This is a genomic window from Campylobacter concisus (assembly GCF_902460575.1).
In the GTDB taxonomy this organism is placed as follows: domain Bacteria; phylum Campylobacterota; class Campylobacteria; order Campylobacterales; family Campylobacteraceae; genus Campylobacter_A; species Campylobacter_A concisus_AW.
This window is the reverse complement of the sequence record NZ_CABPUY010000001.1, coordinates 601166-616553: the sequence shown is the minus strand read 5'-3', so window position 1 is coordinate 616553 and position 15388 is coordinate 601166. Positions and strand designations below refer to the sequence as shown.

Below are 15388 nucleotides of genomic sequence, written 5' to 3'. Positions count from 1 at the left end.
TGCCCTTAGAAAGTTTTTATCAATTTTTGGCTAAAATCCCACAAGCTAAATTTAAGGATAAAAATGAAAGACAATCTACTTGAATTAACTCAAGATATCGCTTCAGTTGATATCGAAGATTCTATAAAAAATAGCTATCTTGACTACTCTATGAGTGTCATCGTTGGACGTGCTTTGCCTGACGCTAGAGACGGACTAAAGCCAGTTCATAGAAGAATTTTATACGCTATGGATAACCTCGGCGTTGGCAGCAGAAGTGCTTATATGAAGTCAGCTCGTATCGTCGGTGAAGTCATCGGTAAGTACCACCCACACGGCGACATAGCGGTTTATGACGCACTTGTTCGTATGGCTCAGAAATTTTCTATGCGCTATCCAGTCGTTGATGGACAAGGAAACTTTGGCTCGATTGATGGCGACAGCGCAGCTGCGATGCGTTATACCGAAGCTAGAATGACTATGCTTACTGAAGAACTTTTAAAAGATATCGACAAAGACACGGTTGATTTTGTACCAAACTATGACGATAGAGAGGTTGAGCCAGATGTTTTGCCTAGCCGTGTGCCAAATTTATTATTAAATGGCTCAAGCGGTATCGCGGTCGGTATGGCGACAAATATTCCACCACACAGCCTTGATGAGCTAATAGACGGTCTTTTGCTGCTTCTTGAAAACAAAGAGGCGACACTTGAAGAGGTGATGGAATTTATAAAAGGTCCAGACTTCCCAACTGGCGGTATCATCTTTGGTAAAAAAGGCATCATAGAGGCCTACCGCACAGGTCGTGGCAGGGTCAAACTAAGAGCCAAAACTCACATAGAAAAAAAGCCAAACAAAGATGTCATCGTTATCGACGAGCTACCTTATCAGACAAACAAAGCAAGGCTTATCGAGCAGATCGCCGAGCTTGTAAAAGATAAGCAGATAGATGGCATCAGCGAGGTTAGAGATGAGTCTGACAAGGACGGCATCCGCGTAGTCATCGAGCTAAAACGCGACGCAATGAGTGACATCGTGCTAAATAATCTCTTTAAATCAACCACGATGGAGAGCACTTTTGGCGTTATTATGCTTGCTATTAATAACAAAGAGCCAAAGGTATTTAACCTTATCGAGCTACTTAAGCTATTTTTAAATCACAGAAAAACCGTTATCATTAGAAGGACGATATTTGAGCTTGAAAAAGCGCGTGCAAGAGCCCACATTTTAGAGGGTCTAAAGATCGCACTTGATAACATCGACGAGGTAATCGAGCTTATTAGAAATAGTGCTGATACGGCGGTTGCCAGAGAAGGCTTGATGAGTAAATTTAACCTCTCAGAGCTTCAAGCAAACGCTATCCTTGATATGCGTCTAAGCAAGCTTACAGGCCTAGAGAGAGAAAAACTAGAGGCCGAGCTAGCTGAGCTTATGGCTGAGATCGCAAGACTTGATGAAATTTTAAAGAGCGAGACATTGCTTGAAAATTTGATCAAAGAAGAGCTTCTTGAGATCAAAAATAAATTTAAAGTACCAAGAGTGACTGAGATCGTTGATGACTACGATGATATCGACATTGAAGACCTCATACCAAATGAAAATATGGTCGTAACCATAACTCACCGCGGCTACATCAAGCGTGTGCCAAGCAAGCAGTACGAGAAGCAAAAACGCGGCGGTAAGGGCAAAGTAGCGGTCACGACATACGACGATGACTTTATAGAGAGCTTCTTTACTTCAAATACTCACGATACGCTTATGTTTGTGACTGATCGCGGACAGCTATACTGGCTAAAAGTCTATAAGATCCCAGAGGGAAGCCGCACGGCAAAGGGCAAAGCAGTTGTAAATTTGATCCAGTTACAGCCTGATGAGAAGATCAAAGCTATCATCCCAACGACTGACTTTGACGAGAGCAAATCGCTAGCATTCTTCACTAAAAACGGCATCGTAAAACGCACAAATTTAAGTGAGTTTAAAAATATCCGCTCAGTTGGCGTAAGAGCGATCAGTCTTGACGAGAACGACGAGCTTGTAACTGCGCTCATTGCTCAAACATACGATGATATGCCGGTCACTGACCCTGAAAATGAGCTAAGCGTAGAGACAGAGGTGCTTGAAGTTGAAGAGCTTCAAAACGAGATCGATGAAGATAGCGCAAATGCTGAAGAGGATGCAAACTCAGGCGATGAGACAATGCTATTTGTCGTTACTAAAAAAGGTATGTGTCTTAAATTTAAGATCAGCAAGGTTCGCCAAATGGGAAGAACTGCACGTGGCGTAACTGGCATTAAATTTAAAGAGCCAGGCGATGAAGTCGTAGGCGCAGCAGTCATAGAAAGCAACGACCAAGAAATTTTAAGCATATCTCAAAAAGGTATCGGCAAGCGCACAACCGCTGATGAGTACCGCTTGACAAACCGCGGCGGCAAAGGCGTCATCTGCATGAAGCTAACAAGCAGAACAGGCGATCTAGTAGGCGTTGTAATGGTTGATGAAGAGCAAGACCTAATGGCTCTAACATCAAGCGGCAAGATGATAAGAGTTGATATGCAAAGCATCCGCAAAGCAGGACGTAACACAAGTGGCGTTATCGTCGTAAACGTCGATGGCGATGATGTTGTAAGTATCGCAAGATGTCCTAAGGCAGATGATGGCGAAGACGAGGATGAAGCACCAAGCGAAGATATGGGGCTTTTGGAATAAATTTTGCTATTAAATTTTAAATAAAAGCATAAAAAAGGTTGTTTATGAAGGTTAAAATTTTATCTTTTGCTTTGATGATCGCTATTTTTAGCGGTTGCTCATTTAATGGCTTTATGGGCGAGCCAACTAGCACATCAAACCGCAACGTAGTCATCCAAAAGGTCGATAAAGACGATCTTAGAGAGGTGATGAAAAAAGAGAAGATGATATATGATAGCGCTCCAAGAGAGACCACTTTTAGAGCCACAGGCGAGGGCATAGCTCCGCTAAATTCGCTCTCATACGCTCAGTCAGTTACTCTTGCAAAAAGAGCAGCGATGGCTGATGCTTATTCGCAGCTTGCAGGCAAGCTTTATGGCGTAAAGATCAACGCTGAAGACACCGTAAGAGACGCGATGCTAAACGACTCATCTATCACTTCAAAGGTTCAAGGCCTTGTTAAAAACGCAAGGATCGTGAATGAAAATTTCAAAGACGGGCTTTATAAGGTAAATATGGAGCTTAAGATAGACGAAGATAAGTGGCGAGAAGTCTTTTCTTACTAACGATACTTTTAAATTTCGCCTTTTGCCTGGAGGAGTTTATCTTCTGGGCAAAGGTCGATACGACAAATCATATCATCGCTCATGAGGAAATTTCATTTTCTAAGGCGATGACTTTAACGCCAAATCCAAAACCAAAATTTCTTTGCCAGATAGACGCCTTTAAAGATGAAAACACCACAACTCTTGGTTTTTTAAATTTACACAAAGATGAAATTTTTGACTGCTTTGCTTTAAAAAAAGTGATGATAAAAAATGAGCTTAATGTCAAAAATACGCAGGTCACAAATGCTTCAAATTTGAAAATTTTGCCAGTTAGATTTATGGTGGAATTTAAGCCAAAATCCGCTATCATCGGCATACTTCAATAAAAAAGAGATCAAATGAATATCGTCATAGTAGAAGATGACATCAATATGCGAAAGTCGCTTGAGATCGCACTTGGCGAGTATGAAGAGCTAAACATCAAAAGCTATAAGAGCGCAGTTGAAGCTCTAAAAAAGCTAAGCGACGACACTGATCTAATAATCACCGACATAAACATGCCAAAGATGGACGGACTTGAGTTCATTAAGGAGTTAAACGGCAAATTTGACGTCATCATAATGACTGGAAACGCCACACTTAACAAGGCGATCGAGAGCGTTAGGCTCGGCGTGAAGGACTTTTTAACAAAGCCATTTGACGTCTCAACGCTATATGAAGCGATAAAAAGGGTAGAGACGCTAAAACAAAAGACTCCAAAAAGCATAAAAAAAGTTGAAACTAAAAGTGAAAATAACGGCTTTTTAGCCACTTCAAAAGCGCTTGAAGCGACGCTAAATATCGCGCTAAAAGCTGCAAGAACTGACGCTTCTGTCATGCTTAGTGGCGAAAGTGGCGTTGGCAAGGAGGTCTTTGCTAAATTTATCCACGAAAACTCACCAAGAAAAGATGCTGCATTTATCGCTTTAAATATGGCTGCGATACCTGAAAATTTGATAGAAAGTGAGCTTTTTGGTTTTGAAAAGGGCGCTTTTACCGACGCAGCTACTACCAAAAAAGGGCAGTTTGAGCTGGCAAATGGTGGGACGCTATTTTTAGATGAGATCGGCGAGATGCCTATAAATTTACAGCCAAAATTGCTTCGTGCGCTTCAAGAGCGCGAGATAACAAGACTTGGCGCCACAAAGAGCGAAAAGATAGACGTTCGCATCATCTGCGCTACAAATGCAAATTTAGAGCTTGCGATGAAAGAGGGCAGGTTTAGAGAGGATCTTTTCTACCGCCTAAACACGATCCCGCTTTTCATCCCGCCACTTCGCGAGCGAAAGGATGAAATTTTGCCTATCGCGCAGGATGCTTTGGACAAATGCTGCAAAGAGTATGGCTTTGAGGCTAAAAATTTCTCAAAAGCAGCCAAAGAGGAGCTTTTGGGCTATGACTATCCAGGCAACATAAGAGAGCTTATCTCGGTCGTGCAGCGTGCAGCGATACTAAGCGAGGGCGATGAAATTTTGCCAAAAGATCTATTTTTGCAAGCAAGAAGTAAAAAATAGGTAAAAATTTAAGTTTTTGGCTAGTAAAATTATGCAAATTAAGAAAATTAAAAGAAACCAAGGAGAGCAGATGAGAAAATTTAACGTAGCGGTCGTTGGTGCTACTGGAGCGGTCGGCGAAGAGCTTTTTAGAGTTATGGAGGAGGTTGATTTCCCAGTTGGTGAGCTTTTGCCACTTGCAAGTGCAAAGAGCGTTGGCATGGAGATCGAATTTAAGGGCAAACACTACAAAGTAAAAGAGCTAACCGAGAAAGTTTTTAGCGAGCATGAGATCGATATCGCATTTTTTAGTGCAGGCGGCTCAGTTTCAGAGAAATTTGCCAAATTTGCAGCCGACAGTGGCGCAGTAGTTATCGACAATACTAGCCATTTTAGGATGGATAAAGATATCCCGCTAGTCGTGCCTGAGTGTAACCCAAGTGACATCGCTATGTGGAAAAACCGCGGCATTATCGCTAATCCAAACTGCTCAACTATCCAAATGGTGCAAATTTTAAAGCCACTAAACGACGCTTTTGGCATCAACAGGGTCGATGTTTCTACCTATCAAGCAGCAAGTGGCGCTGGCAAAGAGGGCATGGAGGAGCTTGTTGTTCAGATGCAAAAGTTTTTTGAATTTAAGCTTGATGAGTGCGAGCCAAAGGTCTTTGCGCACCGCCTAGCGCTAAACGTGATCCCACACATCGACGTCTTTTTGGATAATGACTATACAAAAGAAGAGATGAAAATGGTCAATGAAACGCAAAAAATTCTTCACAAAGATATCGAAGTGAGCGCGACATGCGTGCGTGTGCCGGTGCTTAGAAGCCATTCTGAGGCGATCACTATCCACTTTGACAAAGACGTGAGTGCAGATGCGGCAAGAGAGGTTCTAAGTAAAGCTCCAAGCGTCGTCGTAGTCGATAATCCAGCTAAAAAAGAGTATCCGATGCCTACTATCTCAAGTGATACAAACGAGACTTACGTTGGCAGAATTAGGGTTGATAACTTTAGATCAAATGTGCTTCACCTTTGGTGCAGTGCCGACCAGATCCGTGTGGGAGCTGCGACAAATGCCGTCAGGATCGCACAAAAATGGATCACGATGCAGGAGTAGTTTGTAAATTTGTCTTTGGCTAGAAAGGATCAAGTTCTAGCCTAAATTTATCCCGCAAGTTCGTCTAATAAATCTTGCAAAGTGACGTTTCTTAGCTCATTTTCTAGGGCAGTTTGCGCTCTTAAAAAGTGCCCAGACAAAAGCTCTTCTATCCTGCCGCCGACTGGGCAGGCTTTTGGTGAGTCGGAGTGAATTTTAAAAAGTTTTTCTTTGTCGTTTACTGCGTTAAAAATTTCAAGTAAATTTATATTTTTTGGCTCTTTTGTAAGGCTCACCCCACCAACTCCAGCTGCGACATTTACTAGCCCTGCGGCCTTTAGAGTGCCAAGTAGGCGCCTAACGATAACTGGGTTTGTATTTATGCTACCAGCTATAAATTCGCTTGTAACCTTCTCATTTTCAAAAAATTTAGCACACAAAAGCGCGTGTATCGCGGTTGAAAATTTAATGCCAACTTGCATGATCGTCCTTAAATTTTTCGTGATTATACTTAAATTTTCTGCCAAAGACAGCCAGCTAAATTTGACTTACGAGCCTTCGCCAGCTGTCAAATTTATAAACTCACGCTCTCTCGCCGACCGCGGTAAAGCGCTTTTGGATAAATTTCTTGTTCTTTAGCTCATCGATGATCGCAAGTGCAAGGTCTGCGTAGCTTATGTAGCTCTCATTTTTTGAGTTTAGTATGAGATCATCTCCGCCAAGCACGTATTTGCCCGTGCGAGCGCCGTTTGCGTCGTAGTCGCCTGCTGGACTTACGTATGTCCAAAGCACATTTGTGCTACCTTTTAGCTCAAAATATGACTCCGCCGTCGCCTTTGCCACGCCCATATATGCTGCTGGGAAGTCTGGCGTATCCATGACCATAGTGCCTTTGCTATCAACAAATAACGTGCCAGCGCCGCCAACTACGATGAGCCTTGTGCTAGTGCCTTCTAGTAAATTTACTAGGTGGGCGGCCACTTTTTTGTGAAGTGGGAAAGTCTCTTCGCTCCATGCTGCAAATGCGCTGATAACCGCGTCAAAGCCGGCTAGACCAAACTTTGTAAGCTCGAAAATATCTTTGTAAACGACCTTTACGCTTTCGTTTTTATACTCTTTGTTTCTAATGATCGCTGTGACGTCGTAACCTTGTTTTAGGGCCTCATTTACTAAATTTGCACCGCTTTTGCCGTTTGTGCCTAAGATTGCTATTTAAATTTTGCTTTTTAAATTTACAGCCAGCTTGGCTTTACGTCATCAACTATCACGCCGTCAGTCATTGTGTATTGCTCTAGGCTACCGCGTTTTGTCTGGATGCAGATCATTTTGATGCCGTTTTTGCCAGCCCTAAAGCACCTTTTACCATCTGGATCTATGCGCACTGCGTCGCCTTTGCTTACTTTTATCACTTCGCCGTCGATGAAAAGCTCACCATCGCCATCGGTGATGATGTAAAGCTCCTCGTTTTGTTTGTGCGAATGGACAAATGGCACGCTCACATTTGCTGGAAGTTCGTTTATAGATACCTCACAGCCAGTTAAATTTAAAGCCTCTTTTAGCTCGACTCTTGGCTCGTTTGCGACCTTTGCAACCTGATAATTTTTCATTTTGTTCTCCTTGTTTTTATGTTGTAATATTTTTATTTACAACCGATGAGCGAAGTATAGTAATTTTTTGTTGTAATGTCAAGAGTTACAACAAAAATTTTTCAAAATTTATAAATTTGAGCTAAAATTCGCAAAATTTTTAGGAGTAAATTTGCAAAATAACGCCTTTAAAACGCTAAAGAGCATAGCGACCGAGCACAACAAAAAGCTCATTTTGACCTTTGCCTTGGTGCTAGCAGAGAACGGACTTTTTCTAGCATACCCGATATTTGCGGGCTTTGCGATCAACGCAATCATGCAGGGAAATACGTTAAATGCCCTCATTTACGCACTTTTTGTGCTCGTAGCGTGGCTTGTAGGAGCCATTAGGCGCCGCGTGGATACGCAAGTTTTTGCAAATATCTACGCAAAGCTTGCTGTAAATGTCATCATGAATGAAAAACAAAATGCCAAAGACGACTCCGCCATCATCGCCAGAGTAGCGCTCTCGCGAGAGTTTGTAAATTTCTTTGAGACGCATTTTCCTATGTTTTTTACATCGGTCATTTCGATCATCGGCTCAGCGTTTATGCTCATCTTTGTCGAGCCAAAGGTCGCTGTGGCGTGCTTTGTAGTGATGACCTTTTTTCTTATATTTTTACCAAGATATATTAAGAAAAATGACGACCTTTATCTTCGCTTAAATGACCGCCTAGAAAAAGAGGCAAAGGTGATAGGTGTTTTTAATAAAAGCACGCTAAATAGGCACTACGATGTCGTTTCTAAATTTCGTATAGCGATCTCAAATAGGGAGGCGATGAGCTATTTTATCATCGGCATTAGCGCTTCGCTGCTCTTTTTGGTGGCGATAATAGTGCTAAGCTCGCAGCAGACAAATGCCGGCCACATCTACTCTGTGATGACCTATATATGGAATTTCGTCATCAGTCTTGACGACTCGCCAAAGCTCATCGAGGAATTTTCAAATTTAAAAGATATCGGCAAGAGGATCGACGCCGAAAAGAAGGATAATGATGCACAACAAGAGCGTTCTTAGAAATTCGTTTTTTCTAATTTTCACGTTTATGATAGTTGAGGCCGTTTTTGGCTTCGTTTCAAACTCGCTTGCGCTTATTAGCGACGCATTTCACATGCTCTCAGACGCCGCGGCTCTCTTTTTGTCGCTGGTTGCTTTTAAGATCGCAGAAAAAAGGGCAAATTTACAAAAGACCTTTGGCTACAAAAGGGTCGAGATCATCGCTGCTTTCATAAACGCCATCGCCCTTATCGCACTTGCCGTTTTTGTCATAGTCGAAGCTATCATCAGACTTTTTAACGAGCCAGAGATAGAGGCTGAAACGATGCTATTTGTTAGCATTTTGGGGCTTGTGGTAAATTTAGTCGTGGCTATTTACATGCACAAAAGTGCTGATACAAAAGAAAATTTAAATATGAAAGGTGCTTATCTGCACGTGCTTGGCGACACGCTTGGCTCGGTTGGTGCCATCGTTGCAGCGCTTCTTGTGATGAAATTTAACTTCACGCAGGCTGATAGCATCGCAAGCATCTTTGTCTCGCTACTCATCATAAAAAGCGGCGCTAGCTTGCTAAAAGATAGCTTTAATATCCTAATCGAAGCTGTGCCGCTTAAGCTTGATACGGATGAAATTTTGGGCGTCATAAAGGGCGTAGATGGCGTTAAAATCGTGCATGACCTGCATATATGGGCGATAAATGCTGGCACAAACGCGCTCATAGCCCACGTGGTGGTGGATGATGCGCTAAGCGTGGCTGAAATTTCAAAGATGATAAAGCGCATCGAACACGAGCTTTCTCACGCAGGCATCGGCCATGTCACGCTTCAGTTTGAGAGCGAGAGCCTTGGACATAAAGACGATCTCATCTGCGAGCTAAAAAGCGCGCATAAGGACGAACATTTTGGGCATCATCACTAAAATTTGACGCAAAAGGTTTAAATTTAATGTTTCGCATAAAAAATGAATATCTAATGGTCGTGGCTATGGGTTTGTTTTGCACTTTTATGGGCAGTGTCATAGTTCCTCTTATCGCAGTAAATTTTGTAGTAGCCTTGATCTGCGCTCTATTTTGTATGAAAAAGGGCTATATATTTATTTTGTTGTTAGGGTTAAATTTTGCTCTATATTTTAATGCCATAGATGCTCCGTTTGAACAACCAGAGCTTTGGACTTATCACGTGCCAGCGCTTGCAAATGCGACATACATGCTTAGTGCTTTAGTTTATGCTTCAGGTTTTCTTATTTTTTTGCCGCTTGTGGCTTACGCCTATTTTTTATATTCGCTTTGCGTTGTGCTCTGTGATCTGCGTAAAATTTTAAGAGCTAAATTTGAGCTTTAAATTTAAGCCTTGCTAGCCTAGCAAACTCATTTTTACTCAACTTTAACGATTTTTTTTATAAAATCGCCTAAAATTTAACTAGGGATTTCATGAAAAACATTAGAAACTTTAGCATCATAGCTCACATCGACCACGGCAAAAGCACGCTTGCTGATCGCCTCATTCAGGAGTGTGGCGCTGTAAGCGACCGTGAGATGAGCTCGCAAATCATGGACACGATGGACATCGAAAAAGAGCGTGGCATCACGATCAAGGCCCAGTCTGTCCGCCTAAACTACGCACTAAATGGGCAAAATTTTGTTCTAAATTTGATAGACACCCCAGGACACGTCGATTTTAGCTATGAGGTGAGCCGTAGCCTAGCTAGCTGCGAGGGCGCGCTGCTTGTTGTGGATGCCAGCCAGGGCGTGGAGGCGCAAACCATCGCAAACGTCTATATCGCGCTTGAAAACAACCTAGAGATCATCCCAGTCATCAACAAGATCGACCTACCAGCGGCTGACCCTGCTAGGGTAAAGGACGAGATCGAGCACATCATCGGACTTGACTGCTCAGGAGCGATCGAAGTGAGCGCAAAAACAGGCGTTGGCATAAAAGAGCTGCTTGAAGCGATCATCACGAGGATCCCTGCGCCAAATGGCAACGTAAGCAAGCCTACAAAGGCGCTAATCTACGATAGTTGGTTTGACAACTACCTTGGCGCGCTTGCTCTTGTGCGTGTTTATGATGGTGAAATTTCAAAAAATGATGAAATTTTGGTCATGGGCACGGGCAAAAAACATATCGTGCTAGACCTCATGTATCCAAATCCTATAGCTCCGATCAAGACCAAAACGCTTAGCGCTGGCGAGGTTGGCATCGTGGTTTTGGGGCTTAAAAACGTTAGTGACGTGCAAGTTGGAGATACGATAACGCAGTCAAGAAATCCTCTAAAAGAGCCAGTTGGTGGCTTTGAGAGGGCTAAGCCGTTTGTTTTTGCGGGACTTTATCCAATAGAAACTGATAAATTTGAAGATCTGCGTGACGCGCTGGATAAGCTAAAGCTAAATGACAGCTCCATTAGCTACGAGCCAGAGACCTCGGTCGCACTTGGATTTGGCTTTAGGGTTGGCTTTTTAGGTCTTCTTCACATGGAGGTCGTCAAAGAGAGGCTAGAGCGTGAGTTTGACCTTGATCTCATCGCCACAGCGCCAACTGTGACTTATGAAGTCATCCAAACTGATGGGCTAAATTTAAAAATTCAAAACCCAAGTCAGTTGCCACCAGTCAATAAAATAGACTCAATCCTTGAGCCATACGTGAAGGCTACTATCATCACGCCAAGCGAGTTTTTGGGCAATATAATCACACTCTTAAACAATCGCCGCGGCATCCAAACAAAGATGGACTACATCACGACTGACCGCGTATTGCTCGAGTATGACATACCGATGAACGAGATCGTGATGGACTTTTACGACAAGCTAAAGTCAAGCACCAAAGGCTACGCAAGCTTTGACTATGAGCCAAGCGACTACCGCGTGGGCGATCTAGTGAAGCTTGATGTCAAAGTGGCCGGCGAGACGGTCGATGCGCTCTCTATCATCGTGCCTGAGAGCAAGGCACAGACAAAGGGCAGAGACTTCGTAAAGGCGATGAAAGAGATCGTGCCACGTCAGCTCTTTGAGGTGGCGATACAAGCTAGCATCGGCAACAAAATCATAGCTCGTGAAACCGTAAAATCAATGGGCAAAAACGTCACCGCCAAGTGCTACGGCGGCGACATCACTCGTAAGAGAAAGTTGCTAGAAAAGCAAAAAGAGGGTAAGAAGAGGATGAAGGCGATAGGTAAGGTGAATTTGCCGCAGGAGGCGTTTTTATCAGTCCTAAAAATAGACTAATGCGTTGTCTCGCTTTGTCATACTTCGTTGTGTCTAAAATTTACTCGGTCATTACCTGCCATGGTAACTCCCGTCGTAAATTTTACCCACGCCTTGTCTGACTTTGCGATACTGCCGCATTAGGGAGCTTGTTTTGTGGATAGTTTTTGATTAAAATTTAAGTGCTAAATTTACAAAAAGGAGTTCTATGCCGTTTGTGAAAATTTGCGTGACAAAAGAGGGTGATAGCCCAAGCGTGGAGCAAAAAGAGAAGATGATAAGCGGAGTTACAAAGCTAATAAGCGAAATTTTAGGTAGAAGCGCTCAAAATACCGTTGTCATTATCGATGAGATCGATACGAACAACTACGGCATCGCAGGCGAGAGCGTGAAAAATCTCCGCAAAAAACAAAAAGAGCAAAAGGAAGTGAAATGCTAAGAGCGACATTATTAGCAATTTTTGCAGCCGTCTTTCTAACTGGCTGCGTGGCAAAAGCTAGCCTTTGTCTATCGTGCGAGGGCATAGACGGCGTGCAAAGTGCAAGCATAAGCAGCCAAGATAAGACATATTTTGAAGAGGTTTTACGCATACCAGCCGACTGCAGCGCGTGCAAGGGCAGGGGCGATGGCGTCTTTATAAATGGCGTCAAGTATAGAAGCGACGTGGCGATAAACTGCTGCTTAGAAAAAAATATGATCGACATAAATGTCGGGCTAAAGAAGGTCTATTTTCACAGGATCGTGGATGCTAGAAGCAGCGCAAGGTCGATTTACTACACAAGAGAAGATGGTAGCGGCGTAGTCTTTAACTCAAATCCACGCCTTGAAGTGCTCTTTTATATGTTTTTAAAACGTGAGCTAAATTCGCGTGGCATCGTTGTCGTGGATACGCAAACATCGCCTTATACATATAGGCTTGATTTTAGATTTGACGAGCTTAGAGGCACTTACTCTAGAAGCTCTGAAATTTTAAACGGACATCTATATGGCGAGCTTGTGCTTTCAGATATAAATTTCAAAAAACGAATTCCTATCTCGACTAGACACCATGTGGAGGAGCTTGAGGCGTCAAGAAGCGGTCAGTTCGACTTCTTTATCGCACTTTTAGTCAAGCAAGCTGCCATAAAAGTGGCTGATGAGATCACTAAACTTTGAAAGGAAAAATATGAGTAAATTTAAATTTCTAGCTATCTTTGGACTTTTTGTCCTATTCTTGAGCGGTTGCGCTCCTACTCAGACAGTAGTTGCCTTCGATCCTTACAAAACTGCTGCAAGTCAGCAAGCTAACGGACTTGAAGTCTATATAAGCGCGGTGCATGATAGTCGCAAAAACAAAAGCACTATCGCAACTATAACCGATGGCAGAGGCACTGTAAAAGAGTATGTCGTGCTTCAAAACGATCTTGCGACTTACTTTAGTGACTCCCTTAAAAGAGAGCTTGCGGCACGTGGCGCAAATGTAAATGGCATGGGTGGCGTCGTGGTTGAAGTTTTCATAAACGAATTTGAAGCAAATATGAGCGGATATGGCAGCGACAACACAAAGGGCAAGATAAAGATCACTCTTAAAATCCAAAAAGGCGATCAAAGCATCATCAAAAATATCTCAAACAACCAAACCAAATTTGAGCTAGTTCGCACTGGCGGAGCATTTAAGCCATTCTTAACAGACATCATAAATGACGCTGTTAAACGCTCTGCGATCGCTATCTTAAATAGCTGATGTTTTGTGCATTTTGCAAGAGCTTTACGCTAAAGACATTTTGTAAAACCTGCTCGCAAATTTTAAGCGAGCCAAGCCCTTTGGTAAGAGAGCTAGAGGGCTTTAAAATTTATAGCTTCTACGGCTACTCTGAGATCAAAGAGCTCATCCACTCAAAGCACCAAATGCACGGACTTTTTATCTATAAAAATTTAGCCAAATTTGCATTTAAGAAATTTGCTAAAAGCTTTAGCTTTCCAGAGCAAATTTATGCTCTGCCGATAGATGATAGAGTGCATCATGGCTACTCGCACACGGCTATTTTGGCAAATGAACTTCGTGCTAAAAACCTTAAACCCATCTTTCACACCCTGCATGCGACAAGCAGTGTCAGCTACAGCGGCAAGGATCTTAAATTTAGACAAAACAATCCAAGAAATTTTAAAATTTTAAAAAAGATCACCGTGCCAGTTATCTTGGTTGATGATATAGTAACCACTGGCACAACGATACTAGAAGCTAGAGATACGCTTCAAAAAGCAGGCATTGATGCGCTTTTTGCACTTGTTTTAGCAGATGCTAGAAACTAAAATTTATGTGAAATTTGACTTGAAATTTCACACCTAAATAATTGTAAATAGCTATTAACCATAAAAATTTTTTGCCGATATAAAGATAAAATTTTACACAAAGGGATTTTGTTTATGAAAAAAGCAGCAAACAAGATTGCACTCATTATCGTGGTGCTTTTAGTTGTCTCGCTTGGCGTGTTTTCAACGGTGAATTACACAAATACCAAGGAGAGGATTTACGATCTAGCAAAGGAGTCTAAGACTTCATCTTCAAAAATTTTGCAGTTTTATATGAATGCATTTTTTGAAGATAAGCTTGCAGCCGTTCAAAATTTTGCTAGTTACATCGAGGCGCATCCGCAAATTTTGGATGACAAAGAGGCTTTAGAAAAAGTGCTGATGAACGCAGCGCAGGTTACTGATTTTTCTGAGTTTTACTTTGGCTATGCAGCTGATGGTGCTGTTTATAACGCTGTGCTTGATGGCAAAGAGCGTAAATTTATGGTTTTTGATCAGAGAAAAAACTATGATGCGAGGGTTAAAGGCTGGTACAAGGACGCTATCGCAAAAGAGGGCATTATCTTTTCAGCTCCATACACAAGCTCAGCTGGTGGCTTAAATTTAACTATCGCTAAAAAGATAGTCGTTGATGGCAAGGTTGTTGGTGTATTTGGCGTGGATATGGGTATAGATAAGCTTGATAATGAGCTTAATAAGATAAAACCAACTTCAAGTAGCGCAATAGCTTTGATGGATTTAGAGCACAAAAAGATCATACACTTTACTCATAAAGACCTTGTGCTATCTGACTCTAGTGAAGCTATGAAGATCATTGACGACTACTCAAACGAGTATAAGAAAAATGGAGATAAAACATTTACTTATAATCTTAGAGGCACAGAAAGACTTCTTGCTTGTGAGCTTTACGATCAAGCAAACTGGCTTGTATGCTCTGCAAACTCTTGGAGCGATTATGATGCAAGCCTTAGCAAAACGCTTGTCTCACAAGTCATCTCATCAGTTATATTTATAGTAGTCATCGTAGCGCTTCTTATATTTATCGTTAGCAGATCGCTTAAGCCACTCTCAAAGATATCTGATTCGCTTATTTCGTTCTTTAAATTTCTAAACTACGAGATCAAAGAGCCAGTTAAGTCAAATATCGTTTCTAAAGATGAATTTGGCGTTATGTCTTCTCTTATAAATGAAAACATCCAAAAGATCCAAACATCTAAAGAAAAAGAGAACACCTTCATCCAAAAAGCCAACACCTTTGTAAATGAGATAAAAGATGGCAACTATGAAGCAAGCTTAGAAGCAGATACTAATAACCCAGCTCTAAATCAACTAAAAAGCACATTTAAAGATCTACAACTTGCTCTTAAAAATGCAATCTCAAGTAACGGCAAAGATGTACTTGATCTACTAAACACTTATAAAAACCAAGACTTT

The 15388-nt window shown here is 42.1% G+C and carries 17 protein-coding genes; 14 read left to right on the top strand and 3 right to left on the bottom strand.

Annotated elements, in window-relative coordinates; translation table 11 throughout:
- The first annotated feature begins 63 nt into the window (after positions 1 to 63).
- From gyrA to F3G76_RS03060, 5 genes are all read left to right on the top strand, one after another.
- Positions 64 to 2685, top strand: a complete 2622-nt coding sequence (gene gyrA / locus F3G76_RS03080; protein WP_149705883.1) for a DNA gyrase subunit A — start codon at positions 64 to 66, stop codon at positions 2683 to 2685.
- Between the two features lie 44 nt (positions 2686 to 2729).
- Positions 2730 to 3230, top strand: a complete 501-nt coding sequence (locus F3G76_RS03075) for an LPP20 family lipoprotein (protein ID WP_107964898.1) — start codon at positions 2730 to 2732, stop codon at positions 3228 to 3230.
- On the top strand, positions 3206 to 3598 hold the full coding sequence (locus F3G76_RS03070; protein WP_149705882.1) for a hypothetical protein: 393 nt from the start codon (positions 3206 to 3208) through the stop codon (positions 3596 to 3598). Before F3G76_RS03075 ends, F3G76_RS03070 begins: the two co-directional genes overlap by 25 nt.
- A 12-nt stretch (positions 3599 to 3610) precedes the next feature.
- Positions 3611 to 4765: a sigma-54-dependent transcriptional regulator gene (locus tag F3G76_RS03065; protein WP_149705881.1), complete on the top strand. Its 1155-nt coding sequence runs from the start codon at positions 3611 to 3613 to the stop codon at positions 4763 to 4765.
- A 70-nt stretch (positions 4766 to 4835) separates the two neighbouring features.
- Positions 4836 to 5861 carry an aspartate-semialdehyde dehydrogenase gene (locus F3G76_RS03060; protein WP_002939724.1) on the top strand — a complete coding sequence of 342 codons (1026 nt, stop codon included), beginning with the start codon at positions 4836 to 4838 and terminating at the stop codon, positions 5859 to 5861.
- Positions 5862 to 5908: 47 nt separating this feature from the next.
- Here the strand turns inward: F3G76_RS03060 and F3G76_RS03055 are convergent, their stop codons facing one another.
- The 3 genes from F3G76_RS03055 to F3G76_RS03045 all read right to left on the bottom strand — a co-directional run bounded on the left by F3G76_RS03055 (position 5909) and on the right by F3G76_RS03045 (position 7447).
- Entirely contained in the window at positions 5909 to 6322 is a 414-nt protein-coding gene (locus F3G76_RS03055; protein WP_149705880.1) for an Rrf2 family transcriptional regulator, read from the bottom strand.
- A 100-nt stretch (positions 6323 to 6422) separates the two neighbouring features.
- Complete coding sequence (locus F3G76_RS03050) at positions 6423 to 7046, bottom strand: NAD(P)-dependent oxidoreductase (protein WP_223227418.1); 624 nt, start codon at positions 7044 to 7046, stop codon at positions 6423 to 6425.
- Between the two features lie 26 nt (positions 7047 to 7072).
- Positions 7073 to 7447, bottom strand: a complete 375-nt coding sequence (locus F3G76_RS03045; RefSeq protein WP_149705878.1) for a cupin domain-containing protein — start codon at positions 7445 to 7447, stop codon at positions 7073 to 7075.
- 151 nt (positions 7448 to 7598) lie between these two features.
- Between F3G76_RS03045 and F3G76_RS03040 the strand changes: the two genes are divergently transcribed.
- The 9 genes from F3G76_RS03040 to F3G76_RS03000 form a co-directional block, all read left to right on the top strand.
- Positions 7599 to 8483: an ABC transporter six-transmembrane domain-containing protein gene (locus F3G76_RS03040; protein WP_149705877.1), complete on the top strand. Its 885-nt coding sequence runs from the start codon at positions 7599 to 7601 to the stop codon at positions 8481 to 8483.
- Positions 8461 to 9381, top strand: coding sequence for a cation diffusion facilitator family transporter (locus F3G76_RS03035; protein ID WP_149705876.1), 921 nt, complete (start codon positions 8461 to 8463; stop codon positions 9379 to 9381). Before F3G76_RS03040 ends, F3G76_RS03035 begins: the two co-directional genes overlap by 23 nt.
- A 26-nt stretch (positions 9382 to 9407) precedes the next feature.
- Entirely contained in the window at positions 9408 to 9803 is a 396-nt protein-coding gene (locus tag F3G76_RS03030) for a transporter (RefSeq protein WP_107936215.1), read from the top strand.
- Between the two features lie 89 nt (positions 9804 to 9892).
- A complete protein-coding gene (gene lepA / locus F3G76_RS03025; protein ID WP_149705875.1) occupies positions 9893 to 11683 on the top strand; it encodes a translation elongation factor 4 in 1791 nt (596 codons plus the stop codon).
- Between the two features lie 187 nt (positions 11684 to 11870).
- Positions 11871 to 12101, top strand: coding sequence for a 2-hydroxymuconate tautomerase family protein (locus tag F3G76_RS03020; protein WP_009294206.1), 231 nt, complete (start codon positions 11871 to 11873; stop codon positions 12099 to 12101).
- Positions 12095 to 12817 carry a hypothetical protein gene (locus tag F3G76_RS03015; RefSeq protein ID WP_149705874.1) on the top strand — a complete coding sequence of 241 codons (723 nt, stop codon included), beginning with the start codon at positions 12095 to 12097 and terminating at the stop codon, positions 12815 to 12817. The genes F3G76_RS03020 and F3G76_RS03015 overlap by 7 nt, the downstream gene beginning before the upstream one ends.
- A gap of 10 nt (positions 12818 to 12827) precedes the next feature.
- Positions 12828 to 13385: a YajG family lipoprotein gene (locus tag F3G76_RS03010; RefSeq protein ID WP_012001474.1), complete on the top strand. Its 558-nt coding sequence runs from the start codon at positions 12828 to 12830 to the stop codon at positions 13383 to 13385.
- Positions 13385 to 13954 (top strand): ComF family protein, encoded by a 570-nt coding sequence (locus tag F3G76_RS03005; RefSeq protein ID WP_149705873.1) that lies wholly within the window; start codon positions 13385 to 13387, stop codon positions 13952 to 13954. The genes F3G76_RS03010 and F3G76_RS03005 overlap by 1 nt, the downstream gene beginning before the upstream one ends.
- A gap of 114 nt (positions 13955 to 14068) precedes the next feature.
- Positions 14069 to 15388 (top strand): cache domain-containing protein (locus tag F3G76_RS03000; protein WP_149705872.1); only part of this gene is annotated, 1320 nt, incomplete at its 3' end.